At 63.5% G+C, this 21619-nt stretch carries 26 protein-coding genes; 7 read left to right on the top strand and 19 right to left on the bottom strand.

The features are described from left to right. Window positions 1-85: 85 nt before the first annotated feature. Together rph and rdgB are read left to right on the top strand one after the other, a co-directional pair. A complete protein-coding gene (gene rph, locus ACZ5U1_RS00650) occupies window positions 86-802 on the top strand; it encodes a ribonuclease PH (RefSeq protein WP_464771848.1) in 717 nt (238 codons plus the stop codon). Window positions 803-901: 99 nt separating this feature from the next. Beyond that, window positions 902-1531 carry an RdgB/HAM1 family non-canonical purine NTP pyrophosphatase gene (gene rdgB, locus ACZ5U1_RS00645; RefSeq protein WP_464778934.1) on the top strand — a complete coding sequence of 210 codons (630 nt, stop codon included), beginning with the start codon at window positions 902-904 and terminating at the stop codon, window positions 1529-1531. Window positions 1532-1546: 15 nt separating this feature from the next. Here the strand turns inward: rdgB and ACZ5U1_RS00640 are convergent, their stop codons facing one another. Further along, window positions 1547-2083: a CAP domain-containing protein gene (locus ACZ5U1_RS00640; protein WP_464779923.1), complete on the bottom strand. Its 537-nt coding sequence runs from the start codon at window positions 2081-2083 to the stop codon at window positions 1547-1549. Between the two features lie 130 nt (window positions 2084-2213). On the opposite strand from ACZ5U1_RS00640, the gene hemW reads away from it, so the two are divergent. Beyond that, window positions 2214-3389: a radical SAM family heme chaperone HemW gene (gene hemW / locus ACZ5U1_RS00635; RefSeq protein WP_464778933.1), complete on the top strand. Its 1176-nt coding sequence runs from the start codon at window positions 2214-2216 to the stop codon at window positions 3387-3389. A 10-nt stretch (window positions 3390-3399) separates the two neighbouring features. On the opposite strand, the gene grxD is transcribed toward hemW, so the two are convergent. From grxD to ACZ5U1_RS00595, 8 genes are all read right to left on the bottom strand, one after another. Then, window positions 3400-3732 (bottom strand): Grx4 family monothiol glutaredoxin, encoded by a 333-nt coding sequence (grxD, locus tag ACZ5U1_RS00630; protein WP_196225323.1) that lies wholly within the window; start codon window positions 3730-3732, stop codon window positions 3400-3402. A gap of 62 nt (window positions 3733-3794) precedes the next feature. Then, window positions 3795-4028 carry a BolA/IbaG family iron-sulfur metabolism protein gene (locus ACZ5U1_RS00625; RefSeq protein ID WP_097090923.1) on the bottom strand — a complete coding sequence of 78 codons (234 nt, stop codon included), beginning with the start codon at window positions 4026-4028 and terminating at the stop codon, window positions 3795-3797. 18 nt (window positions 4029-4046) lie between these two features. Further along, window positions 4047-4370: a DUF1476 domain-containing protein gene (locus ACZ5U1_RS00620; protein WP_464778932.1), complete on the bottom strand. Its 324-nt coding sequence runs from the start codon at window positions 4368-4370 to the stop codon at window positions 4047-4049. Between the two features lie 58 nt (window positions 4371-4428). Further along, on the bottom strand, window positions 4429-5022 hold the full coding sequence (leuD, locus tag ACZ5U1_RS00615; RefSeq protein WP_464778931.1) for a 3-isopropylmalate dehydratase small subunit: 594 nt from the start codon (window positions 5020-5022) through the stop codon (window positions 4429-4431). 109 nt (window positions 5023-5131) lie between these two features. After that, entirely contained in the window at window positions 5132-6589 is a 1458-nt protein-coding gene (gene leuC / locus ACZ5U1_RS00610; protein WP_464778930.1) for a 3-isopropylmalate dehydratase large subunit, read from the bottom strand. 94 nt (window positions 6590-6683) lie between these two features. Beyond that, entirely contained in the window at window positions 6684-7370 is a 687-nt protein-coding gene (locus ACZ5U1_RS00605) for a glutathione S-transferase family protein (RefSeq protein ID WP_464778929.1), read from the bottom strand. Between the two features lie 142 nt (window positions 7371-7512). After that, window positions 7513-7665, bottom strand: coding sequence for a hypothetical protein (locus ACZ5U1_RS00600; RefSeq protein ID WP_464771841.1), 153 nt, complete (start codon window positions 7663-7665; stop codon window positions 7513-7515). Window positions 7666-7688: 23 nt separating this feature from the next. Then, complete coding sequence (locus tag ACZ5U1_RS00595) at window positions 7689-9281, bottom strand: isocitrate lyase (RefSeq protein WP_464778928.1); 1593 nt, start codon at window positions 9279-9281, stop codon at window positions 7689-7691. Window positions 9282-9423: 142 nt separating this feature from the next. On the opposite strand from ACZ5U1_RS00595, the gene ACZ5U1_RS00590 reads away from it, so the two are divergent. Further along, the gene (locus tag ACZ5U1_RS00590; protein ID WP_464778927.1) at window positions 9424-10824 is read left to right on the top strand and encodes a helix-turn-helix domain-containing protein; all 1401 of its coding nucleotides are present in this window, start codon (window positions 9424-9426) and stop codon (window positions 10822-10824) included. Window positions 10825-10855: 31 nt separating this feature from the next. On the opposite strand, the gene ACZ5U1_RS00585 is transcribed toward ACZ5U1_RS00590, so the two are convergent. The 3 genes from ACZ5U1_RS00585 to ACZ5U1_RS00575 are packed head-to-tail and all read right to left on the bottom strand — an operon-like array spanning window position 10856 to window position 12482. Beyond that, window positions 10856-11266 (bottom strand): STAS/SEC14 domain-containing protein, encoded by a 411-nt coding sequence (locus ACZ5U1_RS00585; RefSeq protein ID WP_464778926.1) that lies wholly within the window; start codon window positions 11264-11266, stop codon window positions 10856-10858. Window positions 11267-11294: 28 nt separating this feature from the next. Continuing rightward, a complete protein-coding gene (locus tag ACZ5U1_RS00580) occupies window positions 11295-11498 on the bottom strand; it encodes a hypothetical protein (RefSeq protein WP_196225314.1) in 204 nt (67 codons plus the stop codon). 45 nt (window positions 11499-11543) lie between these two features. Then, on the bottom strand, window positions 11544-12482 hold the full coding sequence (locus ACZ5U1_RS00575) for a right-handed parallel beta-helix repeat-containing protein (RefSeq protein ID WP_464778925.1): 939 nt from the start codon (window positions 12480-12482) through the stop codon (window positions 11544-11546). A gap of 250 nt (window positions 12483-12732) precedes the next feature. On the opposite strand from ACZ5U1_RS00575, the gene ACZ5U1_RS00570 reads away from it, so the two are divergent. Together ACZ5U1_RS00570 and ACZ5U1_RS00565 are read left to right on the top strand one after the other, a co-directional pair. Next, on the top strand, window positions 12733-14214 hold the full coding sequence (locus tag ACZ5U1_RS00570) for an ABC transporter substrate-binding protein (RefSeq protein ID WP_464778924.1): 1482 nt from the start codon (window positions 12733-12735) through the stop codon (window positions 14212-14214). Window positions 14215-14232: 18 nt separating this feature from the next. Beyond that, window positions 14233-14655, top strand: a complete 423-nt coding sequence (locus ACZ5U1_RS00565; RefSeq protein ID WP_464778923.1) for a DUF4112 domain-containing protein — start codon at window positions 14233-14235, stop codon at window positions 14653-14655. A 3-nt stretch (window positions 14656-14658) separates the two neighbouring features. Here ACZ5U1_RS00565 and ACZ5U1_RS00560 read toward each other — a convergent pair whose 3' ends face one another. The 5 genes from ACZ5U1_RS00560 to ACZ5U1_RS00540 all read right to left on the bottom strand — a co-directional run bounded on the left by ACZ5U1_RS00560 (window position 14659) and on the right by ACZ5U1_RS00540 (window position 18683). After that, window positions 14659-15456, bottom strand: a complete 798-nt coding sequence (locus ACZ5U1_RS00560) for a ribonuclease T2 (protein WP_464778922.1) — start codon at window positions 15454-15456, stop codon at window positions 14659-14661. After that, the gene (gene nadC / locus ACZ5U1_RS00555; protein WP_464779922.1) at window positions 15449-16297 is read right to left on the bottom strand and encodes a carboxylating nicotinate-nucleotide diphosphorylase; all 849 of its coding nucleotides are present in this window, start codon (window positions 16295-16297) and stop codon (window positions 15449-15451) included. Before nadC ends, ACZ5U1_RS00560 begins: the two co-directional genes overlap by 8 nt. Window positions 16298-16305: 8 nt before the next feature. Beyond that, on the bottom strand, window positions 16306-16689 hold the full coding sequence (locus tag ACZ5U1_RS00550) for a hypothetical protein (RefSeq protein ID WP_464778921.1): 384 nt from the start codon (window positions 16687-16689) through the stop codon (window positions 16306-16308). Window positions 16690-16745: 56 nt separating this feature from the next. Then, window positions 16746-17732 (bottom strand): quinolinate synthase NadA, encoded by a 987-nt coding sequence (gene nadA, locus ACZ5U1_RS00545; protein WP_460987449.1) that lies wholly within the window; start codon window positions 17730-17732, stop codon window positions 16746-16748. Between the two features lie 72 nt (window positions 17733-17804). Next, window positions 17805-18683 (bottom strand): MBL fold metallo-hydrolase, encoded by an 879-nt coding sequence (locus ACZ5U1_RS00540; protein WP_464778920.1) that lies wholly within the window; start codon window positions 18681-18683, stop codon window positions 17805-17807. Window positions 18684-18867: 184 nt separating this feature from the next. On the opposite strand from ACZ5U1_RS00540, the gene ACZ5U1_RS00535 reads away from it, so the two are divergent. Continuing rightward, complete coding sequence (locus ACZ5U1_RS00535; protein ID WP_464778919.1) at window positions 18868-19755, top strand: tyrosine recombinase XerC; 888 nt, start codon at window positions 18868-18870, stop codon at window positions 19753-19755. Between the two features lie 169 nt (window positions 19756-19924). Here ACZ5U1_RS00535 and ACZ5U1_RS00530 read toward each other — a convergent pair whose 3' ends face one another. Continuing rightward, window positions 19925-20524 carry a DedA family protein gene (locus ACZ5U1_RS00530; RefSeq protein ID WP_464778918.1) on the bottom strand — a complete coding sequence of 200 codons (600 nt, stop codon included), beginning with the start codon at window positions 20522-20524 and terminating at the stop codon, window positions 19925-19927. Window positions 20525-20591: 67 nt separating this feature from the next. Further along, entirely contained in the window at window positions 20592-21566 is a 975-nt protein-coding gene (gene gshB, locus ACZ5U1_RS00525; protein ID WP_464778917.1) for a glutathione synthase, read from the bottom strand. Between the last annotated feature and the right edge of the window lie 53 nt (window positions 21567-21619).

Here is a 21619-nt window from a genome sequence, read left to right as displayed (position 1 = left end):
TACCATCTTTCGTACGTATCGCCACTGGCAAGACGACGCTCCCGGCGCTAAGCCGCACCGACTAATCGCTTCGGAGAAAATATTTATGCGTCCTTCCGGCCGCGCGCCAGACCAGATGCGCGACATCACCATGGAGCCCGGCTTCACCATCCATGCCGAGGGCAGCTGCCTGGTCAGCTTCGGCGACACGCGGGTGCTGTGCACCGCTTCGGTTGAGGAGAAGGTGCCGCCCTTCCTGCGCGGCAAGGGTTCAGGCTGGGTGACGGCGGAATATGGCATGCTGCCCCGCGCCACTCATACGCGCGGCAGCCGCGAGGCGGCCAAGGGCAAGCAGTCGGGTCGCACGCAGGAAATTCAGCGTTTGATCGGCCGGTCGCTGCGCACCGTCGTCGATATGAAAAAGCTGGGCGAGCGGCAGATTGTTATCGATTGCGACGTGATCCAGGCCGATGGCGGCACGCGTACAGCCGCGATTTCCGGCAGCTGGGTGGCCTTGCGCATTGCCATCGACAAGCTGATCGCTTCGGGCGCGCTGGCCGAAGACCCTATCATCCAGAAGGTCGCGGCGATCAGCTGCGGCATCTATAATGGCACGCCGGTGCTGGACCTCGATTATGCCGAGGACAGCAATGCCGAAACCGACGCCAACCTGATCCTGACCGGCGACGGCAAGTTTGCCGAAGTGCAGGCGACGGCCGAGGGCGCCGCTTATGACGAGGAAGAACTGCTGCGTCTGCTGCGTCTGGCGCGCATCGGTTGCTCGCAAATCTTCGCCGCGCAGGACAAGGCGACGGGCCGCTAAGCGCATTCGTCCGTTCGTTTCGGGCGTTTCGAGAAATGCTATCTATGCACTGCGCGCTTCTCGACTATGCTCGAAGCGAACGGGGAGAATGACATAATCATGAGCGATGATTTCGGACAGGAACAGGCCATCCGCAAGCTGGGGCCGGGCAAGCTGGTGATCGCCAGCCACAACCCGGGCAAGGTTCGCGAAATCGGCGAACTGCTGGCACCCTTCGGCATCGAAACGGTGTCGGCGGCCGCTCTGGACCTGCCCGAACCCGACGAAACCGGCACCACCTTCATCGCCAATGCCGAACTGAAGGCGATGCAGGCGGCCGACCTGTCGGGCCTTCCCGCGCTGGCCGATGATAGCGGGCTGTGCGTCGAGGCGCTGAACGGCGATCCTGGCATCTTTTCCGCTCGCTGGGCGGGTGAGACGAAGGATTTCAGCATCGCCATGCAGCGCGTGTGGGATGCGATCGAAGCCAAGGGGCCTAACGCAGGGCACGGCGCGCATTTCATCTGTGCGCTGGCGCTTGCATGGCCTGATGGACATGTCGAAGTGTTTGAGGGCCGGGTTGACGGCATCCTCTGCTGGCCGCCGCGCGGGGACAAGGGCTTTGGCTATGACCCGATGTTCCAGCCGTTGGGTCACACGATCAGCTTTGGCGAGATGGAGCCGGAAAAGAAGCATGCGATGAGCCACCGCGCGGATGCCTTCGCGCAGCTGGTGGCGACGGTTTTCTAGAGAGGCGACGCGGGCTTATTCGCCCCTGCTGGCCAGACGGGAGCCAAAGGGGCTGTCGTCGGCGTCCAGCGGACCTTTGCCAAAGGCGTTGCCTGCGGGAAAATAGCGGCAGACGAGATAATCGTAATTCTGCCCCTCGGCGAGGGCGCAGCCGACCTTTTTCGTGCCGCGCCAGATTATCTGCGTGTAATGGCCGACATCTTCCCAACGGCCCGACAGGCTGATGTCCGGCAATTTGCCTCCCCGCCGGAACAGGCGTTTTTCGTCGAGAAAGGCGCCGATCATCGTGTCATATCCGTAGAGTCGTCGCGGACCCATCCAGAGATTCTCGCCGCTGGGAACAGCACGGGATGTGCGTGGGGAATGTTGGAAGCGGTTGGTCTCGGCCATCTGCCGGGCATATCGGGCTGCGTCCTGCGCGAGGTCGCTGTCCCATGCCAGCGGCGTGAGGCCCAGCGATTGTCGCTCATCATTATGCATGCCCAGAACCACGTCGCGCAGCAGTATGTTGCCGCGTTCCGCTTCCTCCATGCCGTAATAGGCTGCGGGCATGACCGTCTGGGTGGGCGCCGCCCGGCTCAATGGGGAGGCTTTGGCGGGCTGAGTGACAATGATCCCCGTCATAACCAACACTGCCGTTGCTAGCCGTGCGGCCCAAAGCCGTCTAAGGACGCCCCCACTCATGCCCCTGCCCCCGATCGATTCCCCGGCCTCCGCGCCTGAACCTATGGCCTTATATGTGCATTGGCCATTTTGCGTTTCCAAATGTCCTTATTGCGATTTTAACAGCCATGTCCGTGCGGACATCGATATCGATGCGTGGCGGGCGGCGCTGCTGGACGACCTTGCCCATGAAGCGGGGCTGACCGGCGGGCGGCCGCTGTCATCCATCTTTTTCGGCGGCGGCACCCCATCGCTGATGCCGCCGGACATCGTCTCGAACATCATCGACGCTGCTGCCCGCTACTGGCGGCCAACGGCGGACATGGAAATCACGTTGGAGGCCAATCCGAGTTCAGTGGAAGCTGCGCGCTTCGCCGATCTGGCGCGTGCGGGGGTGAACCGGGTTTCATTGGGGGTGCAGGCGCTGGATAATCAGGCGCTGCATTTTCTCGGGCGGGCGCACGATGTGGGTGAGGCGCTGGCGGCGCTGGATGTCGCGCAGTCGGTGTTCGGTCGCGTGAACCTGGACCTCATCTATGCGCGGCCCGACCAAAGCGAGGCGGACTGGGAGGCGGAGCTGGCGCGCGGCCTTGCCTTTGGAACGGATCACCTGTCGCTTTATCAATTGACGATCGAGCCGGGCACGCGGTTCGCTACCCTTGTCGCTCAGGGGAAGCTGACGCCCGCTGATCCGGACCATGCCGCCACCCTGTATGAGCAGACACGTGACATGGCCGCTGCCGCCGGTTTGCCTGCTTATGAGATCAGCAACCATGCACGGTCGGGCCAGGAAAGCCGCCACAACCTCACCTATTGGCGATATGGCACCTATGCCGGGATCGGCCCCGGCGCGCATGGGCGGCGTGAGGGGATGGCAACGCTAAGACATAAAAAGCCCGAAAACTGGATGGGCGCCGTGCGGCGCAACGGCCACGGGCTGCAAAGCGAGGAAGTGCTGACGCCAGAAGATCGCGGGCGTGAAGCGCTGCTGATGGGATTGCGACTTGCGGAGGGCGTCGACCTTGATCGCATCTCGGCGCTATCCGGTATTCCCGTCGAGCAGCTGATCGACGAAGCGGCCATTGCGCGGCTCGCCCAATTGGACCTGATCGAACGTCAGGATCAGCGCCTAAGGATCACGCCAGCAGCCATGCTGCTGCTGGACGCCATTCTGCCAGAGATTGTTAAGGTCTGATTGCGGCGATTCAGTTTGCCGCTGCGACGCCTTCATCGGCCATCAGCTGCTGAAGCTCACCGGCTTCATACATTTCCATCATGATGTCGCTGCCGCCGACAAATTCGCCCTTCACATAGAGCTGCGGGATGGTCGGCCAATCCGAAAAAGCCTTGATACCTTGCCGCACCAACTGATCCTGCAACACGTCCACCGACTCATAGGCAACGCCCAGATGATCGAGGATGGCAATTGCACGACTGGAAAACCCACATTGCGGGAACAGGGGTGTTCCCTTCATGAAGAGCACGACGTCATTGCTGTTCACAATATCGGCGATCCGCTGATGCACGGCGTCGGTCATGGGTCGGTCCAGTCCTGTCGGGCGCCGCGATCACGGGCGGCGCGCATGAAAAATGATAGCGGTTAGTTGGGAACGGCAGTGGTCAGTTGCAAGGCGTGCAGCACGCCGCCCATCCGACCGCCGAGCGCGGCATAGACAGCGCGCTGCTGCGCGACCCGGCTCATGCCCCGGAAGCTTTCCGCCACGACACGCGCCGCATAATGATCGCCATCACCGGCGAGGTCGGTAATCTCCACCTCCGCGTCCGGAATGGCCGCCCGGATCATGTCCGCAATGTCTTCGGCAGCCATCGGCATGGGTCGTGTCCGTCCTGCTTACTGGGCTTCGATGAAGTGGCGGCGCGCGATCACTTGCTGCTCTTCCAGAGCGGCGCGAACACCTGCCTCGTCAATGTCTACGCCCGCCTGGGTCATGTCGCCCACCAGCTTGCGGATGACATCCTCGTCGCCAGCTTCCTCAAAATCGGCCTGCACTACAGATTTGGCGTAGGCGTCGGTCTCCTCCGGCGTCAGTCCCATTTTGACTGCGGCCCATTCGCCGAGCAGCCGGTTCCGCCGCGCCTGGATGCGAAACTGCATCTCCTGGTCATGGGCGAACATATTTTCAAAGGCCTTTTCGCGGTCGTCGAAAGTCGTCATGCCTGTGCCTTGTCAAAAAGAAGCTGAAGTCTGGGATGAGATAGGAAGATCGGGACGGTTACGCAACGGCGGGAACAAGCCACGGCCGCAGCCCCGCATCCTTTGCCTCGAACTGGCTGATCGTATCGGCCTGCCCCAGCGTCAATCCGATCTCGTCCAGCCCGCCAAGCAGACAATGCTTGCGGAACGGATCGATTTCGAACTGGAAGCGGTCCTGAAACTGCGTCGTGACGGTCTGATGCTCAAGATCCACATGAATCGGATCGCTCTTGGCGACTTCCATCAGCCGGTCGATCGCTTCCTGCGGCAGCACCACGGTAAGGATGCCGTTCTTGAACGCGTTGCCGGAGAAAATGTCCGAGAAGCTCGGCGCAATCACGACCTTGATGCCAAGATCGGCGAGCGCCCAGGCAGCATGTTCGCGGCTGGACCCGCAGCCGAAATTGTCGCCCGCGATCAGGATCGGGCTGCCAGCATATTCCGGATCGTCAAAGACGTTGCCCGGTTCCTTGCGCAGCACCTCAAACGCGCCCTTGCCCAGGCCCGAGCGCGAAATGGTCTTCAGCCAATGCGCCGGGATAACGATGTCGGTATCGACATTCTTCATCCCGAACGGATAGGCCCGGCCCTCAACGATATTCAGCTTGTCCATCAATGTGCCCGCTTGGTCTCCAGACGGCGGCTGTCCTCCGCGCGCCCGAGGGTCGCCGCCATCGCGGCACTGGCCAGCGCGCCAAGCGCCAGCACCCAGAATACCTTCTTCATGCGACCACCTCTCCCTGCTTTTTCTCGTTCAGCAATTCTCGCACGTCGGTCAGATGACCAGTAATGGCCGCAGCCGCTGCCATCGCGGGCGAGACAAGATGCGTCCGCGAACCCGGCCCCTGACGTCCCATGAAGTTGCGGTTGCTGGTGGAAGCGCAGCGTTCGCCCGCCGGAACCTTGTCCGGATTCATGCCAAGGCATGCCGAGCAACCCGGTTCGCGCCATTCGAAGCCCGCCTCGACAAAGATGCGGTCGAGCCCTTCGGCCTCCGCCTGCTGCTTCACCAGGCCCGATCCGGGAACGACCAGCGCCTGCTTGATGCCGCTGGCGATATGCTTGTCCTTCAGCAGGGCGGCGGCGGCGCGCAAATCTTCTATGCGGCTGTTGGTGCAGCTGCCGATGAAGATATGTTCGACCGCCACGTCCTCCATCCGCTGCCCGGCGGTGAGGCCCATATAGTCGAGTGACTTCTGCGCGGCGGCGCGCTTGGACGCGTCGGCGAAGCTCTCCGGGTCAGGGACAACGCCCGTCACCGGCACGACGTCCTCGGGGCTGGTGCCCCAGGTGACGTTGGGCACGATGTCCGCAGCATCGATCACGACCGTCTTGTCGAACTGCGCGCCTTCGTCGGTCGCCAGCGTCTTCCAATAGGCAACTGCGCCATCCCAATCAGCACCCTTGGGCGCCATGGGGCGGCCCTTCAGATAAGCGACGGTCTTGTCATCCGGGGCGAACAAGCCCGAACGGGCACCTGCCTCGATCGACATGTTGGCGACGGTCAGCCGCCCTTCGATCGACATGTCGCGGAAGACAGAGCCGCGATATTCCATGACATAGCCGGTACCGCCCGCCGTGCCGATACGGCCGCAGATCGCCAGCGCCACATCCTTGGGCGTAACGCCGAAGCCCAATTCGCCTTCGACCACGACTTCCATCGTCTTCGATTGCTTCAGCAGCAGCGTCTGCGTGGCGAGCACATGCTCAACCTCGGACGTGCCGATGCCGAACGCCAGCGCGCCCAATGCGCCGTGCGAGCTAGTATGGCTGTCGCCGCAGACCAGCGTCGTGCCCGGCAGGGTGAAGCCCTGCTCGGGTCCCACGACATGGACGATCCCCTGCTCCCGGTCAGCATCGCCGATCAGGCGAACGCCGAACTCCGGCGCGTTTCTTTCCAGCGCGGCAAGCTGCTGCGCGCTTTCGGGATCGGCGATGGGGATGCGATTGCCCTGCGCGTCGCGACGCGGCGTGGTGGGCAGATTGTGATCCGGAACAGCGAGCGTCAGATCGGGGCGGCGCACGGGGCGGCCCGCTATCCTTAGACCCTCGAAAGCCTGGGGACTCGTCACCTCATGAACGAGGTGGCGGTCGATATAGATGAGGCAGGTTCCATCGGGACGGCGTTCAACGACATGCGCGTCCCAAATCTTCTCGTACAGCGTGCGGGGCTTGACCATAACCCTTTCCCCCTAGACCCAGAGCGGGCGCGGCGAAAGGGGGCATAGGACCAATATTTGCTGTCTCCGGCGATAGTCCCCTGCACGGGGCGCATCAGGACGCGCGATAATCCGCAATGATGCGGCCAGCGGCGCCGACATCCGCCTCATGACTTTCCTCACGCCAGGTTTCGGCGAGAGCAGCGGCTTCCCATTCCTGCATCGCGGGGAGAGCCAGCATGCGATCGACCCATGCGTGCGCCACTGGCCCGACATTCAGGTCATAGGTTCGCACCCGGAATGCGACGGGCGCGTAAAAGGCGTCGATCGCGGTGAATGCGGGGCCAGCGAGGAAGGGACCGCCAAAGCGCTTCAGCCCCTCCCCCCACAATTCCGAAAGCCGCGCTACGTCGCGATTCAGCTGTGGCGAGGGCAGGTCGCGTTCAACGCGCACGCCGACATTCATGGGGCATTCGTTGCGCAGGGTCGCAAAGCCGCTGTGCATTTCCGCAACGGCGCTTTGGGCGAAGGCGCGGGCGGATTCCTCCTGTGGCCACACGGCAGGGTGGCGATCGGCAAGATAGAGGGTGATGCCGAGCGAATCCCACACTGTCCGATCGCCCTCGATCAAGGCAGGCACCTGCCCGGTCGGTGAAAAGTTACGGAAGGCAGAGTAATTTATGCTCTGCACAAAGGGCTCAAGCCGATCCGTGAAGGGAATGCCGAGCGCCTTCATCAATACCCAGGGCCGCAGTGACCAACTGGAATAATTCCGGTTCGCGGTAACGAGCGTGTAGGGCATGGGGGCTCTCCCGTCGGGTCTGGTACCTCCAGGATAAGCGTCCGGCCGTTCGGGCGAAAGCACAAAGCTCGCTAAGGCGATCGACAAAAAGCCCGCCGCCGGGGGCCGTCGGCGGCGGGTTTTCTGTCATCAATAGGTGCAATCAGCGCAAACGGCCGAGCCGATGATACAGGTTGGCGAACTTCACCGAATCCGGCGTGTCTTTCACCTTCTGCAGATAATCAGCCACCGCCGTCCTGAGCAGCGAGAAATCCTCGGTCGAGAAAACCGCGCGGGACCTTGTAGGTTCAGTCATTTCGTCCTCCTTTCCTTGGTTCTTCACGCTGCGAACTGGTTCATCGTGTTATGCGAGCCGCCCGCCTTGAGCGCTGCCTCACCGGCGAAATATTCCTTGTGATCATCACCGATGTCGCTGCCCGCCATATTCTGGTGCTTAACGCAGGCGATGCCTTCGCGGATTTCGCGGCGCTGGACGCCCTCGACATAGCCGAGCATCCCGGCGTCGCCGAAATATTCCCGCGCCAGATTGTCGGTCGACAGCGCAGCCGTGTGATAGGTCGGCAGCGTGATGAGGTGATGGAAGATACCCGCCCGCGCTGCAGCGTCCTTCTGGAAGGTGCGGATTTTTTCATCAGCCTCGCGGCCGAGTTCGGTGGCGTCATAGTCCGCGCTCATCAACCGGGCGCGATCATAGGCGGAAACGTCCCTGCCTTCGGCCTGCCAGTTGTCAAACACCTGTTGGCGGAAGTTCAGCGTCCAGTTGAAGCTCGGCGAGTTATTGTAAACCAGCTTGGCGTTCGGGATGATCTCGCGGACGCGGTCCACCATGCCCGCAATCTGTTCGACGTGCGGCTTTTCGGTTTCGATCCACAGCAGGTCCGCTCCATTCTGAAGCGAGGTGATGCAGTCCAGGACGACCCGGTCCTCGCCGGTTCCGGAGCGGAACTGGAAGAGGTTGGACGCAAGGCGCTTGGGCCGCAGCAGCTTGCCGTCACGGGCGATGACGACATCGCCGCGCAGGGTCGATGGGTCGGCAATCTCCTCGACATCAAGGAAGCTGTTATACTGGTCGCCAAGGTCGCCGGGCTCGCGGCTGAAGGCGATCTGCTTGGTCAGGCCAGCGCCCAGCGAATCGGTACGCGCGACGATGATGCCATCATCGATGCCGAGTTCGAGGAAGGCGTAGCGGCAGGCGCGGATCTTCGCGAGGAAGTCTTCGTGGGGAACGGTGACCTTGCCGTCCTGATGGCCGCACTGCTTTTCGTCCGAGACCTGATTCTCGATCTGGAGCGCGCAGGCGCCGGCCTCGATCATCTTCTTGGCGAGCAGATAGGTTGCTTCGGCATTGCCAAAGCCCGCGTCGATGTCGGCGATGATCGGGACGATGTGGGTTTCGTGATTGTCGATCGCGTTGGTGAGGCGATGGACCTCAACTTCGTTGCCCGTCTCGCGCGCCTTGTCGAGGTCGCGGAACAGCATGCCAAGTTCGCGGGCGTCGGCCTGGCGCAGGAAGGTGTAGAGTTCCTCGATCAGCGCGGGGACGCTGGTCTTTTCATGCATCGACTGGTCGGGCAGCGGGCCAAATTCGGAACGCAGCGCCGCGATCATCCAGCCGGAGAGGTAGAGATATTTGCCCTTGGTCGTGCCGAAATGCTTCTTGATGCTGATCATCTTCTGCTGGCCGATGAAGCCGTGCCAGCAACCGAGCGACTGGGTGTAGTTCGCGGGGTCGGCATCATAGGCGGCCATGTCGCGGCGCATGATCGCGGCGGTGTAGCGGGCGATGTCGAGGCCGGTGGGAAAGCGGTTCTGGAGGCGCATTCTGGCGACCGAATCGGCGGCGATGCCGTTCCAGTTGGGCTGTTCGCCCAGCAGGGTGGAGGCGCGGGTGATTTGTTGGGCGTAGGTCATCTCGATTCCCTGAATGAATTGGCGAATTAAAAGCGCTTTGGGGGAAGAGGAGCCGAGCCGGGAGGGGGCGTGAGGTTCAGTTGTCGATCTTTACAAACTTTCTCTGTATAGTTGTAATGTCTGCACAGGAGCGCACGCGAACATGGCCAAGGATCGTCCCGTCTATATGGGGCCGCGCTTGCGGCGGTTGCGGCGGGAGTTGGGGCTGACCCAGTCCGACATGGCGGCGGACCTCGAAATCTCTGCCTCCTATGTCGCGCTGCTGGAGCGCAACCAGCGGCCTTTGACCGCAGACATGCTGCTGAGGTTGGCGCGCACCTATCGCATGGACATGAGCGAGCTGGCGGGCGACGGCGGCGCGGAGCAGACGGCGCGGTTGCAGGTGGCGCTGAAGGACCCGATGTTCGCCGATATCGACCTTCCCACGCTGGCGATGCAGGACGTCGCGATCAACTATCCGGGGTTCAGCGAAGCGCTGCTGCGGCTGCATACCGCCTATCGCGAGGAGCAGCTGGCGCTGGCCGACCGGAGCGGCGATCGCGCCGACGCACCCGACGAAGCGCCGGACCCGGCGGCCGAGGCGCGCCGGTTCCTGGGCGCGCGGCGCAACAGCTTTCCGCCGCTGGACGATGCGGGGGAAAGGATCGCCGCGCAGATCGAACAAGCAGGCGGCACGGCGGCATGGCTGAAAAGCAAGCACGGCCTGCGCATCCGGCGCCTGCCGCCTGATGTCATGGCGGGGTCGATGCGGCGGCTGGACCGGCATCGCGACGCGGTGCTGATTGACGATGCGCTGGACAGCGCGAGCACCGCCTTTCAGCTGGCGATTCAGATCGCCTATCTGGAAATGCGCGCAGACATGGAGTCGCTGCTGAAGGACGGGCAGTTTTCCAGCGCGAGCGGACGGCAACTGACCCGCCAGGGTCTCGCCAATTATGGCGCCGCCGCCATACTGATGCCCTATGGAGCCTTCGCCAAGGCGGTGGAGGCACGGCGCTATGACGTCGAAGCGTTGGCCCGGCAGTTCGGGACAAGCTTTGAACAGACGGCCCACCGGCTGACCACGCTACAGAAGCCGGCGCACGAACGCGTGCCCTTCTTCTTCCTGCGCGTCGACCGGGCTGGCAATGTCAGCAAGCGGCTGGACGGCGCGGGCTTCCCCTTTGCCCGCCACGGTGGATCATGCCCGCTCTGGTCGATCCATCATGTGTTCGAGCGGCCCGGCGAGGTAGTCACGCAATGGCTGGAACTGCCCGACGGACAGCGCTTCTTCTCCATCGCGCGGAGGGTGACGGCGGGCGGCGGCGGCTGGGGCGCGCCGCGTGTGGAGCGGGCGATCGCGCTTGCTTGCGCGGCGGAACATGCTCATCGGCTGATTTACACGCAGGGGCTGGGAGCGTCCGAGCCGACGCCGATCGGACTGACATGCCGCCTGTGTCATCGGAGCCAGTGCATGGCGCGATCCGCGCCGCCCATCGGCCGTGAAATGCTGCCGGAGGACTATCGCCGGGGCTATGCGCCCTTTGGCTTTGCGGACGGTTGAGCAGCGCCGCTGCGCGGGTAATTGGATGGGTTCAGCCTGCTGCCCGCGCTTGAGGCACCGCCAGGTCCACGGGCGTTGCAAGCCAGTCGAGAGCCTCCTGCTCAGTTTCGAAATAGCCGTAGGTTGTGTTCATATTTTGCAGCCGTCTCGTCTGCATGCGCAGGAGCACCGAAGGCGAAACTACGGCGATGCGGCCGGTATCCGAATCCTTGTGCCTGTAGGATAGGCGACCCAGCGCTTCGCTGACTTCGGGGGTATGGATTTCCGTGCGGCAGGTATTGACCAGGACGTCGCACGAGGGATCCGCCGCGCGGACTTCTTCCTCGAGCGCGCGGCCGAACTGATCGACCGCATCCAGATTCCAGAAGCCGTAAGTGGTGATACGTAGCAGCTTGCGATCGCGGTCATAGCCGACCTCGAAAAAGCCTTCCAACTTCTGCACAACCCCTCCTAATCCAGAAGGGCTTAGTTCAGTCCTCCTGCAAATCCAGCCAGGCAACCACGTCATTGTCCGTGGCGATGAACAGCCCATCCTGGATTTCCTGGGGCTGTTGCTGCGCTATATGCACAGCTTCGCTTAACGGGCCGTAAAAGAGGGTGGTCGCGGCACCGCCTTCTTCGCTGTCGCTTAGATGATAAAGGCGGACGGTGGCGGAATCATAGGTGCTGCGCATGGCGCCATTATCGGGCGGGGCAACCCGCCATGCAAGCGGGGGCCATCAGCGGCGATCGCTGACCTTGATACCGGCGCCCAGACGATTCGCGCCGATCTTAACCGCGTCGCCGGTGAAATTGGCGACGAAGCTGCTATTGCGTTGCAGGCCCGGCACGAAAGAGGCGCTGTTGCCAGCGATCGACAGGCCGCTGCTGTCATGTTCGCGCCCTTCCGGGGCGACGGTGATGAAGGCGCTGTAATTATCCTTGTCACGGCCCTGCACCATTTCATTGCCGCTGATCTCACCGCTCGCCCCGTTGGACAGGTCGATCATATAGTTGGTGAGGCGGCCGTGGCTGTCGTCGAAGCTGTTGCCGGTGATGGTGACGCGGGGCGTGCGGGTTTTCAGATAATGGCCGCCATCGCCCTGATCGAATCGCGACCGCGTGACGGTAAGTTTGCCATATCGACCGATATAGATGCCATGGGCACAGTCCAGATCGCGGTCGCACCGGCCAAGATGGCGGAAGGTGGAATTGTCGATCGTGACGCTGTTGCCCGGCGAGTCGCCGCTCAAAATCCCTTCCTCGCTGTTGCGGAAGAGGCTGTTGGTGACGGTGAGGTTACCGCTTTCCAGCCGGATGCCCGCGCCATTGCCATCGGGCACGCGCAGATTCTGGAACACGATGCCGTCCACGCTGCTGGACCGGCCGCGCAGGACCAGTGCCGCCTTGCCCTCGCACGGCATGCCGTCGAGGATGACACTGCCCGCCGTCTGGGCGCGGAAGGCGACGTCCCCGCCCTGCTGCACCGCGCATTGCGCATAGGTGCCGGGCGCGATCAGCACCGTGCCCTTACCATTGCCGATCGCGGCCACGGCATCTTTCAGCGAGGTGTAGCCACGTCCGCTTTCCGCCACGGTGAAAGGCGTCGGCATCCCCTGTGCCAGGGCAGCGGCGCCAGCGGCGGCGGAAACGAGCAGGATCGTCGAAAGGATACGCATAACTAAAGACATAGACGGTTGGGAAAGAGCGGCCAATGTGGAGTCGTGGTTAATGAAATCCTGTTCCGGGACAGAAATGCCTTTTGCGGGAGAGGAAGAAGTAGAGCCCCCTTCGACTGCCCGCCTGCGGCAGGCGCTCAGGACAGGCTTCGACAAGCTCAGGGCGAACGGGGGAAAGTGATTTTGATTGAACGATCGTCGCTCTAAAAGCTTCAACTTGAGCCTGATAAACCCTAAGCCTGTCCTACGCATGACCGTGGCTGCTCCCCTGCTTCGATCGATGGCTGTCCTTCTGGGCGCGGCCGCGATGATCGCGGGCTGTTCGCAGGAGGCGAGCGGGCCGGTGGTGGTGAGCGTGATCGGATCACCCGCTGACTTCGCCAAACCGATCGAGAACCTGCCCAATCCGGGCGCCAAGCTGATCCTGGAGGCGACGGCGCAGGGGTTGGTCGCCTTTGATGCGGGTGGTGAGATACTGCCCGCGCTCGCCCAGCGCTGGATCGTCGAGGAAGATGGGCGCAGCTATATCTTCCGCCTGCGGCGCGCGCAGTGGGCCGATGGGACGAAGGTGACGGCGAAGGATGTCGCGCGGCTGTTGATGACGCGGATCGAGACATTACGGCGGCTGGACCCGGACGGGCCGCTGGACGCGGTGGAGGCGGTCGTGCCGATGACCGGGGAAGTGATCGAGATCCGCCTGTCCCATCCCCGCCCCTATTTGTTGCAGATGCTGGCGCAGCCGCAAATGGCGCTGTTGTCGCGACAGGGCGGCACAGGGCCTTACCGGCGCGAGCCATGGGGCAAGGGGCTGACGCTGACGCCGATCGACAAGGCGCCCAAGGATGACAATGGGGATGAGGCGAAGGCGGCGGCGTGGGAGACACGCATCCTGCGCGCGGACAGGGCAGCGCTGGCCATCATTCGCTTTCGTGAAGGCAAGGCGGCGGCCGTGCTGGGCGGGCGGTTCGCCGACCTGCCGCTGCTGGTGCCGGCCGGGGTTGATCGCGATGCGGTGCGGATCGATCCGGTGCAGGGCCTGCTGGGATTTGCCGTGACGGGCAAGGGCAAGCTGCTGGACGATGATGGCGTGCGGCGGGCGATCAACATGGCGATCGATCGCAATCAGTTACCCATCCTGTTTCCGCTAGGCGGATGGGCCATTACCGACAAGATCGTGCCCACGCAGCTGGACCTGCCACGGCCGCCGACCGCGCCGGACTGGGCGGCAATGCCGTTGGAGGAACGGCGGGCAGCTGCCAGCGCGGTCATCACGCGGTGGCGCAGTGACAATGGCGAGGCTCCGCCGCTGCGGGTGGCGTTGCCGCAAGGGCCGGGTGCGACGAGCCTGTTCGCGCTCGTCCGCCGTGACCTGGCGATGATCGGGTTGGGCGTCGAGCGGGTGGGCATGAAAGACGACGCCGACCTGCGGTTGATCGATGAAGTCGCCGCTTATGACAGCGTGCTCTGGTATCTCGGCCGCGCCGGATGCGCGCGCAAGGTGCATTGTTCGGAGGAGGCCGATGCCCAGTTGCGGGCGGCGAGCATGGCGGGCAGCGCGGCCGAACGCATGGCGCGGGTGGCGCAGGCCGAGGCGCTGATGCAGGCGCATAACGGCTATATCGCGCTGGGCGCGCCGGTGCGCTGGTCGCTGGTGTCGCGGCGGCTGACCGGCTTCATGCCTTCGCCCCGCGCGCGGCATCCATTGAACCATCTGTTCCGCAGCCCCAATTAAGGGGGCAGGAGGAACAGCATGGCGTTATCGCAAGACCAGTTTGACCGTGTGGTACGGGACCTGCCGGGCTTTGACCGCGACCCCGCTTCGGTGCGGCGGCGGATCGAAGCGATGGAGGCAATGCTGGAGGGGCTGTTCGTCATTCCCGGTACGAACCGACGCGTGGGGCTGGACAGTCTGGTCGGCCTTATCCCGGTGGTGGGCGATCTCGCGACGGCCGCGATGGGCGCGTGGATCGTGTGGGAAGCGCGCAATCTGGGCATGCCGAAATGGCAGCTGGCGCGGATGGCGGCCAATGTGGGGTTCGACACGGTCGTGGGCGCGATTCCGTTCGCGGGTGACGTGTTCGACTTTCTGTTCAAGTCCAATACGAAGAACCTGCGCATCATCCGTCGGCATCTGGATAAGCATCATCCCTCGACGGTGACGATCGAGGGTTAGCTTTCAACCGGCCGGTATTTGCGCGTTGGGGTCGAGGTCGAGCTTCAGCGCGGGGCGGCGTGCCGGGACGGCGCGGCTTTTCGGCGGCAGGATGTTGGGACCGGGCTGGATGCGCAGCCTGGCCGCTGCGGGCGCACCGCGCTGGCTCGTGGGACAGCGGGCATAATCCATCGCGCGGTCCATGCAGAGCCAGACTTCGCTCAGCGCGCCGCCTCGCGTGGTCCTGATGCGGATCATGTCGGGGGTGAGCCCCTTGTTGGCACGGGCGAACTCGGCGGCGAATTGCTTGACGGTCAGCGTCTCGCGGCGGGCGAGCAGGGTCATGTTGGGATAGCGGATGCCGTCGAAAAAGGCGCGGGCGAGGTTGAAATACAGCTCCGGCCGCGTCGTCATGCAGCTGCCATGCTTTGCCCATTCGTGCTGGAGCAGTTGGGCGGACGGCGTGGTACAGAGGTTCTGGCGGATGACCTGCCGGGGCAGAAGATCGGCGGCGCGGCAATATTGCGGCCAGTCGCGCCCCCTGCCTTCGGGCCAGAGGCCGTGCAGGACGAAGCCAAACTTGCCGTTGCGACCGCCGCATTGGAAGGCGCTGTCCGTCCCGCGTGCTGTGGCGCAATATTGCGGCGACCAGCTGAGCGCGAGCGTGTAGCCGGTGATGGGCGGCAAGCGGCGCGGCTCTCCGGCGGGTGGCAGTTCGAGGCGGGGACGGGGAAGTTGCTGCGGGATCGAACAATAGGCCGCCTGCGCCAGTGCGGGGACTGGCGCGGCGAGGAGCAGGAGGGCCGCGAGCCCTTTACGCAAAGGCGAAGTCCAGGCCGATGTCGGCGGCGGGGGCGGACTGGGTCAGGCGGCCGACGCTGATATAGGTGACGCCGGTTTCCGCCTTGGCCCGGATGGTCTGGAGCGTGACGCCGCCTGAGGCTTCGGTGGGCACGCGGCCGCCGACCAGGGTGACGGCACCGCGCAGGGTGGGCGCGTCCATATTGTCGAGCAGCAGGTGGGTGGCTCCGGCGGCGAGTGCGGGCTCGATCTGGTCGACGCGGTCGACCTCTACAATGATGCGCTCGATCCCGGCGGCGGCGGCGCGGCGGACGGCTTCTTCGACCGATCCCGCGACCGCGACATGGTTGTCCTTGATCATCGCCGCGTCCCACAGGCCCATGCGGTGATTGGTCGCGCCGCCCTGCCGCGTTGCATATTTCCCCAGCACGCGCAGGCCGGGAATGGTCTTGCGCGTGTCGAGCAAGGTTGCGCCGGTGCCCATGATCGCGTCGACATAGGCGCGGGTCATGGTGGCGATGCCGGTCAGATGCTGGACGGTGTTGAGGGCCGAGCGTTCCGCCGTCAGCATCGCGCGCGCCTTGCCCCGGATGCGCATGATGTCGGTGCCCGGCGCGACGCGGTCGCCGTCCTGCTTGAGTAGCTCGATCTCCACGTCCGGGTCGAGCGCGCGGAAGAAGGCGGCGGCGATGGGAAGACCCGCCAGCGTCACCGCGTCGCGGCTGTCCATCACGCCATCGAAGATCGCGTCTGCGGGGATTACCGCTTCGCTGGTGACGTCGCGGGCTTCCGAACCGAGGTCTTCGGCAAGGGTTGAGGCGATGAAGGCATCGAGGTCGAAGCCGGGTAAGGTGAAGGTCATCGCGTCGCTCATCCTAGCTTCATTTCTGCGAACAAGGCAGAAAGTCCATGGAAATGACCAAGTATTTTCAAGCGATGGGTTTCTGCAACTTCCGCCGTACCATGGCTGTTCTCAAAAAGGTAATTGTCCGCATCGCTCTTGATTGCTTTGAGCCCAGCCAAAACCTGCGGCTCAAACAAAAATTTAGCCTCACCCATAGCGGCAAAGAAACCTAGGTTAGTCACTTCATCCGGCTGATCCGCGTGCTGTAAAATTTGCAGAATATAGCCTTCAGTCCGTTTGAAGACCGAATAGCGCCGATCAAACAAGGATTCCTTAACTGATATCTTTTGTAATTGGGTCTGCTTCTTGCCGATATAAAAGGCCGCCCCAACGGCCAAAGCGCCTGTCACCAACGTTGCAAAAGCTTCCCAATTAAAGCCGCACCAATTTATCCCCCCGGGGCACATCAGCGATTACCCACATCGCCCTTCCCTACCGTGCCGCTGGCGAGTTCCAGCATGCGGTCGAGGCTCTTCTTGGCGGCGAGACGCAGGCCCTCCTCCATCTCGATGCGGGGCTGAAGGTCGCGGAGGGCGAGGTACAGCTTTTCCATCGTGTTGAGCGCCATGTACGGGCAAACATTGCAGTTGCAGTTGCCGTCAGCGCCGGGCGCGCCGATGAAATTCTTGTCCGGCACCGCCTTTCGCATCTGGTGGATGATGTGCGGTTCGGTGGCGACGATCAGCGTGTCGCCGGTCATCGTCTTGGCATATTGCAGGATGCCGCTGGTCGAGCCGACATAATCGGCATGATCGACGATGTAAGGCGGGCATTCCGGGTGCGCGGCGATGGGGGCGTCGGGATGCTGGGCCTTGAGCTTCAGCAGCTCGGTTTCGCTGAACGCCTCATGGACGATGCAGACGCCGGGCCAGAGCAGCATGTCGCGGTTGAATTTGCGCTTCAGGTAACCGCCCAGATGCTTGTCGGGGCCGAAGATGATCTTCTGGTCGCGGGGGATCTGGCTGAGGATCGTTTCGGCGGACGAGCTGGTGACGATGATGTCGGACAGCGCCTTCACCTCGGCCGAGCAATTGATGTAACTCAAGGCGATATGATCGGGATGGGCCTCACGGAACGCCTTGAACTGGGCGGGCGGGCAGCTGTCTTCTAGCGAACAGCCAGCGTCCATGTCGGGCAGGACGACGATCTTTTCCGGGCTTAATATCTTGGCGGTCTCGGCCATGAAGCGCACGCCGCAGAAGGCGATGACGTCGGCGTCGGTTTCCGCCGCCTTGCGCGAGAGTTCGAGGCTGTCGCCGACGAAGTCGGACAGGTCCTGGATTTCAGGCTTCTGGTAATAATGGCCGAGGATGACGGCGTTGCGTTCCTTGCGCAGGCGGTCGATCTCCGCGCGCAGGTCGGTCCCCTGCGGGATTCCGGTGATGGCGTTCATGTCCCTAACTCCTCACGGCCTTTGAACGCGCCCCTAGCGGGCGGCGCGACGGTTGGCCAGTAACTGTTTCCCCTAGCGCAGTTGCCAGCGGCCATCCCCTGCCACCTCCGCCACGCCCCGGCCGTCGAGGTCGATGAGGTGGGCAAGGACCGAACGCCCGGCGGCGGGATGAAGGCGCGGATCGACGCCTTTATACATTTGCGCCACCATCGCCGGGATTTCGGATGCGCCATTACGCTCAAGGAAGCGCATGATCTGCCCTTCGCGCTGCTTGCGATGCCCCATCATGCCGCGCACCAGACGGCGCGGATTGGACACCGGATCGCCATGGGCGGGATAATAGATCGCATCCTGCCGATCGAGCAGGCGCTGCATCGATCGCATATAATCTGCCATGTCGCCGTCCGGCGGCGAGATGACGCTGGTCGCCCATCCCATGACATGATCCCCGGTAAAAAGGGCGTTCTCCTCTATCTGGGCGAAGCAGAGATGATTGGAAGTGTGGCCGGGCGTGGCGACGGCTTCCAGTGTCCAGCCCTCCCCCGCCACTTGTTCGCCATCGGCGAGGATGCGGTCGGGTTTGTAGGATGCGTCAAAGGGTGCATCGGCGCGCGGGCCGTCGTCGTGCAGCACCAGCGGCGCGCAACCGATGACTGGCGCGCCAGTCTGCGCGGCGAGCGGCCCGGCAGCCGGGCTGTGATCACGATGCGTGTGAGTGCACAGAATCGCGCGCACTGGCCGATCGCCGATGGCGGCGAGCAGCGCGACCAGATGATCGTTAGAGGCTGGACCGGGATCGATAACCGCAAGCTCCTCCGTCCCGACCAGATAGGTCTGCGTGCCGGTGTAGGTCATGGGCGACGGATTGGGCGCCAGAACGCGGCCGATGCGCGGGGAGATTTGCAGCAGCGTGCCCGTGGGCATGTCGGCCATGTCAGGTGCGGTTGCCATGCGCCTCATGTGCCTATCTGGCCGGGATTTTCAAGGGCCGGTTATCGGGGGGATTCCGTTTGGCGGACGTGTACGGTAGGATTGCCATCACAAGCCCTCCGTTCGTGTCGAGCGAAGTCGAGACATGTGGCGCACTTCCGCTTCTCGACTTCGCTCGAAGCGAACGGCGGTAGGGAGTTGGGTGTTGCAGAACCTCGTAGAAGCATGGCGGCAGCATCTGGCGCTGGACCGGCGGCGATCGACGCATACGGTGCGCGCCTATATGGCGACGGCCGAGCGACTGATCGCTTTCCTGACAGAGCATCGCGGGGAAGCGATGACGGCGGCGGCTCTGGCCCGTGTGGATCAGGCGGATCTGCGCGCCTTCCTGACGGCGCGGCGGATGGACGGGATCGGCAACAGATCGGCGGCGCGGGAATTGTCGGCGGTGCGCGGATTCCTGAGGTTCGTGGGCGGCGAGGATGCGCGGGTGCCGGTATTGAAAGGCCCCAAGGTGAAGCGGGGTCTGCCCCGGCCGATCTCGCCCGATGAAGCGGTGGCGCTGGCGGGAGAGATTGCGGAGACGGCGCGGGAGGGATGGATCGGTGCGCGCGACTGGGCGGTGCTGCTGCTGCTCTATGGCGCGGGGCTGCGGATCGGCGAGGCGATGGGGCTGATGGGCGATGTGCTGCCGCTGGGCGATACGCTGCGGGTGACGGGCAAGCGGGGCAAGACGCGAATTGTGCCGCTGCTGCCGCAGGTGCGGGCGGCGATCGAGGCTTATGTGGCGGTTTGTCCTTATCCTGTGGAGCGGGATGAAGTGCTGTTCCGGGGGGCGCGGGGGGGGCCTTTGTCGGCGGCTTTGATCCGGCGGGCGGTGCAGGGTGCGCGGGGAAGGCTGGGGCTGTCGGATCGGACGACGCCGCATGCGTTGCGGCACAGCTTTGCGACGCATTTGCTGGGGCGCGGGGCGGATTTGCGGTCGTTGCAGGAACTGCTGGGGCATGCGAGCCTGTCATCGACGCAGATTTATACTCAGGTGGATGCGGCGCATTTGCTGGATGTTTATCGGAATGCGCATCCTCGGGCTTGAGGGGGGCGGTGGGTGGCATGGACCTGTCCCCCTCCCGCAAGCGGGAGGGGTTAGGGGTGGGCGCGAGCGTAGCGAGCTTTCCGGCCTTTGCGGTTGCAGAACGCCTCTGACGTTGCGCTGACCCACCCCCTAGCCCCCTCCCGCCTGCGGGAGGGGGAACAAACGACTGTCAGCCCCTCGGCTTCCACGTTGCCAAGCGCCAGAGGTAGAGCGCAATCGCGCCCACCACGCACGCCGTCGCCACAGGCCCCACATATTTGTCGATGTCGCGGAAATTCTGGCCGAGGACATAGCCTGCATAGGCAAGGATGATGTTCCAGATCAGTGCACCGCCAGCCGTCCAGGCGAGGAATTTCACATGCCCCATGCGGAATAGCCCGGCGGGCAGCGAGATCATGGTGCGGAAGGCGGGCAGGAAGCGGAACACGAACACGACGATCTGGCCATATTTGCCGAAAATATGGTCGAGCGCCTCGACATTCCGCCATTCCAGCGTGGCCCAGCGGCCATAGCGGTCCACCAGCGGCTTGAGCCGTGCGAAGCCCAATATGTGGCCGACCAGATACCAGAAATAATTGCCCACCGTGGTGCCCAGCGTTCCCACGAGCAATAGCCACTCCATCGCCATGCGGCCCTGACCCACGCGGATGCCGCCGATGCCCATGATGAGTTCGGACGGAATCGGGGGAAAGACATTTTCCAGCACCATGAGGGCGAAGATGCCCCAATAGCCGCCCGCATCGATGAGATGGAGGACCCAGTCAGTCAAAGGTCGGCTCCCCCGCTTGCACGTTCACGTGCTCCTGCGAAGGCAGGAGCACATTGTGCTATCCAGATCAGACGGCAGCCCTTGCCGCCAGACGCGCATCGATGGCATCCCAAATCATGGCGCCCGTGTCCGTGCCGTTGAATGCATCTATCGACACGATGCCGGTCGGGGACGTCACGTTGATTTCGGTCAGCCATTCGCCGCCGATCACGTCGATGCCGACGAAGAGCAGGCCCCGGCGTTTGAGTTCTGGCCCCATGGCGGCGCAAATTTCCAGCTCCCGATCCGTGAGTTCGGTGCGCGCGGCCGATCCGCCCACCGCGAGGTTGGAGCGTATCTCGCCCGCGCCCGGAATGCGGTTGATCGCGCCTGCGATTTCCCCGTCGATCAGCACGATGCGCTTGTCGCCTTGCGCGACGCCGGGGATGAAGGCCTGAACCATGAAGGGCTCGACCCATGAAGCGTTGAACAGTTCCACGAGCGCGGAGATGTTCGCGCCGGACTGACCGACATGGAAGACCGCGTTGCCCGCATTGCCATAGAGCGGCTTCACGACGATCTCGCCATGTTCGGCAAGAAAGCTCTTCACCTCGGCCAAATCGCGGGTGATCATCGTGGGCGGCATGAACCGCGCATAGTCGAGCACGAACAGCTTTTCGGGCGCGTTTCGGACGGACGCGGGATCGTTCACCACCAGCGTTTCTTCCTGCACCCGCTCCAGCAAATGGGTGGCGGTGATGTAGCTCAGGTCAAAGGGCGGGTCCTGCCGCATCAGCACAACATCGACGTCGCGGCCAAGGTCCAGCAGTTCGGGCGCACCAAGGGCGAAATGGTCGCCCTCTTGCCTTTGCACCTTCACGGGACGTGCCTTCGCCAGCACGCGACCGTCGCGATAGGTGAGGTCGGGCGCGAGATAATGATAGAGGCGGTGCCCCCTCGCCTGCCCCGCCAGCATGATGTGGAAGGTGGAATCGCCCGCGATGTTGATCCCTTCCATCGGGTCCATCTGCACGGCGACGGTGAGGGGGTTGAGCTCAGTCATCCAGAAAAGGCCTTTTCAACAATCTCCGTTCGTTTCACGCGCAGTCGAGAAAC

The sequence above is a fragment of the Sphingobium sp. TomTYG72 genome, assembly GCF_055394715.1.
Note: the sequence above shows the minus strand (reverse complement) of the source record. Positions and strands in the feature narration are given on the sequence as shown.

What these genes read in the sequence shown, in the direction of transcription:
- leuC (WP_464778930.1), bottom strand. Translation starts at nt 6,589, where the DNA reads ATGGTCAAGCCCCGCACGCTGTACGAGAAGATTTGGGACGCGCATGTC.
- ACZ5U1_RS00570 (WP_464778924.1), top strand. Translation starts at nt 12,733, where the DNA reads ATGACCGTGGCTGCTCCCCTGCTTCGATCGATGGCTGTCCTTCTGGGC.
- nadC (WP_464779922.1), bottom strand. Translation starts at nt 16,297, where the DNA reads ATGACCTTCACCTTACCCGGCTTCGACCTCGATGCCTTCATCGCCTCA.
- rdgB (WP_464778934.1), top strand. Translation starts at nt 902, where the DNA reads ATGAGCGATGATTTCGGACAGGAACAGGCCATCCGCAAGCTGGGGCCG.
- leuD (WP_464778931.1), bottom strand. Translation starts at nt 5,022, where the DNA reads ATGGACAAGCTGAATATCGTTGAGGGCCGGGCCTATCCGTTCGGGATG.
- ACZ5U1_RS00590 (WP_464778927.1), top strand. Translation starts at nt 9,424, where the DNA reads ATGGCCAAGGATCGTCCCGTCTATATGGGGCCGCGCTTGCGGCGGTTG.
- ACZ5U1_RS00625 (WP_097090923.1), bottom strand. Translation starts at nt 4,028, where the DNA reads ATGCCGATGGCTGCCGAAGACATTGCGGACATGATCCGGGCGGCCATT.
- ACZ5U1_RS00640 (WP_464779923.1), bottom strand. Translation starts at nt 2,083, where the DNA reads ATGCCCGCAGCCTATTACGGCATGGAGGAAGCGGAACGCGGCAACATA.
- gshB (WP_464778917.1), bottom strand. Translation starts at nt 21,566, where the DNA reads ATGACTGAGCTCAACCCCCTCACCGTCGCCGTGCAGATGGACCCGATG.
- ACZ5U1_RS00575 (WP_464778925.1), bottom strand. Translation starts at nt 12,482, where the DNA reads ATGCGTATCCTTTCGACGATCCTGCTCGTTTCCGCCGCCGCTGGCGCC.
- rph (WP_464771848.1), top strand. Translation starts at nt 86, where the DNA reads ATGCGTCCTTCCGGCCGCGCGCCAGACCAGATGCGCGACATCACCATG.
- ACZ5U1_RS00620 (WP_464778932.1), bottom strand. Translation starts at nt 4,370, where the DNA reads ATGACGACTTTCGACGACCGCGAAAAGGCCTTTGAAAATATGTTCGCC.
- ACZ5U1_RS00565 (WP_464778923.1), top strand. Translation starts at nt 14,233, where the DNA reads ATGGCGTTATCGCAAGACCAGTTTGACCGTGTGGTACGGGACCTGCCG.
- hemW (WP_464778933.1), top strand. Translation starts at nt 2,214, where the DNA reads ATGCCCCTGCCCCCGATCGATTCCCCGGCCTCCGCGCCTGAACCTATG.
- grxD (WP_196225323.1), bottom strand. Translation starts at nt 3,732, where the DNA reads ATGACCGACGCCGTGCATCAGCGGATCGCCGATATTGTGAACAGCAAT.
- ACZ5U1_RS00605 (WP_464778929.1), bottom strand. Translation starts at nt 7,370, where the DNA reads ATGCCCTACACGCTCGTTACCGCGAACCGGAATTATTCCAGTTGGTCA.
- nadA (WP_460987449.1), bottom strand. Translation starts at nt 17,732, where the DNA reads ATGAACGCCATCACCGGAATCCCGCAGGGGACCGACCTGCGCGCGGAG.
- ACZ5U1_RS00600 (WP_464771841.1), bottom strand. Translation starts at nt 7,665, where the DNA reads ATGACTGAACCTACAAGGTCCCGCGCGGTTTTCTCGACCGAGGATTTC.
- ACZ5U1_RS00595 (WP_464778928.1), bottom strand. Translation starts at nt 9,281, where the DNA reads ATGACCTACGCCCAACAAATCACCCGCGCCTCCACCCTGCTGGGCGAA.
- ACZ5U1_RS00540 (WP_464778920.1), bottom strand. Translation starts at nt 18,683, where the DNA reads ATGGCAACCGCACCTGACATGGCCGACATGCCCACGGGCACGCTGCTG.
- ACZ5U1_RS00580 (WP_196225314.1), bottom strand. Translation starts at nt 11,498, where the DNA reads ATGCGCAGCACCTATGATTCCGCCACCGTCCGCCTTTATCATCTAAGC.